The sequence below is a fragment of the Mesorhizobium sp. M7A.F.Ca.MR.362.00.0.0 genome (assembly GCF_004023175.1).
Lineage (GTDB): Bacteria > Pseudomonadota > Alphaproteobacteria > Rhizobiales > Rhizobiaceae > Mesorhizobium.
Window position 1 is genome coordinate 1 of the sequence record NZ_RZTF01000712.1, and the last position, 1,531, is coordinate 1,531.

Below are 1,531 nucleotides of genomic sequence, written 5' to 3' on the forward strand. Positions count from 1 at the left end.
CGACGATACGGGCGCCGAGGCGCGACAGCGTGTCGGCTATGGCAAAACCGATGCCGCCGGCGCCCGCCGTGACCAGCACGCGCTGGCCTTTCAGCCCGGTCAGAAATTCGTCCGCCGATTCCGGCGCCCTTGTGCTCATGGTCCTGTCCTTTTCATTGCAGCCGCCGTTCGCGCAACGCCATGACGGCGCCCAGAACGACCAGTCCGTAAAGAATTGCCCTCGTGGCATAGGGAAGCGTGGTGCCGGCGAGCAGCATCTGCAGTGCGGTCAGCAACAACACGCCGCCGAGCATGCCGAGATAGTGGCCGCGTCCGCCGGTGATCAGCGCGCCGCCGACCACCACCACGGCGATCGACGGCAACAGGTAGTCGTCGCCCATGCCAAGGCTTGCCTGACCCGAAAAGCCGGTCAGCATGATGCCGACAACAGCCGCGCAGACGGCCGAAAGCATATAGACCAGGATCAGCGTGCGCTCGACGCCGATGCCCGACAAGCGCGCCGCGCGCAGCCCATTGCCGATGCCGTAGACGCGTCGTCCGAACGGGGTGCGGCCAAGCAGCAATACCGCCGCGACGACAAAGACGACCATCAGCAGGACGATTGGGGTCAGCAGGCCGGCAAGCTTGGCCGTCATGACCCAGCGCAGCATCGGCGAGGAAAACCCGGCCGGCGTTCCCTGCGAATAGAGCAGCGCACAGCCTTGCAGAATACCGTTGGTGGCGAGCGTCATGACGATCGGCGAGATGCCGAGATAGACGATGCCGAAACCATTGGCGAAGCCAATGGCGCAGGCCATCACCAGGACGACCGGCAAGGCGTAGACAAGGGCGGCGTCGGAGCCGTTGACCATGCCTGCCAGGATGATGCCGGAGATGCCGATCGTCCATGGCACGGAGAGGTCGAGGCCCCCGGTCAGAATGACGGTTCCCTGCCCGAGCGCCAGGACGGCTAGGAAGGACGACAGCACCAGCAGCGAATTCCAGTACCCCGGATTGAGGATGGCGCGGCCGAGCCAGATCTGGGTGACGACCACGATGAGCAGCAGGCAGACATAGGCCGGCAGCGCATAGCGCAGCGTTTCCGCATTGCGCAGATGGAAGGCAGGGCGCGGCGATGCCGGACTGCGCTGGGCATGGGCTGGCTCGGCGATCTTAAGACGCCGGTCCACGCGCTCGAGTTGCGAGGGCAATATGCCGGCGCGCCAGGCGGCAAGCCGGGCGCGCGCGGCGCGCAATTGCACGGCAAGCACCGATGCATGCGAGATCGAGCCGGCAAGTGCCGCCAGCACCAGAATGGTGCCCTCGGCAATGGTCGAATAGTAGGCCGATACGTTGAGCACCAGCAGGATGTTCACCACGATCATCAGGATAAAGGCGCCAAAGACAGAGCCCACCGGGCCGCCCTGCCCGCCACCGAGGCGCGTGCCGCCGACGACGACCGCCGCGAACATCGACAAGAGCAGCGGATTGCCGACCAGCGGATCGCCGCTGCCGGTCTGGGCGCTGATGAACACGCCGGCAAGGCCATAGC

1 protein-coding gene is annotated in these 1,531 nt (G+C 65.8%); it reads right to left on the reverse strand.

Features of this window, described 5'->3' with window-relative positions:
• Nucleotides 1-152 precede the first annotated feature (152 nt).
• Nucleotides 153-1,531: ABC transporter permease (locus EOC06_RS37055; protein ID WP_128310099.1), on the reverse strand; the 1,379-nt coding region annotated here is incomplete at its 5' end.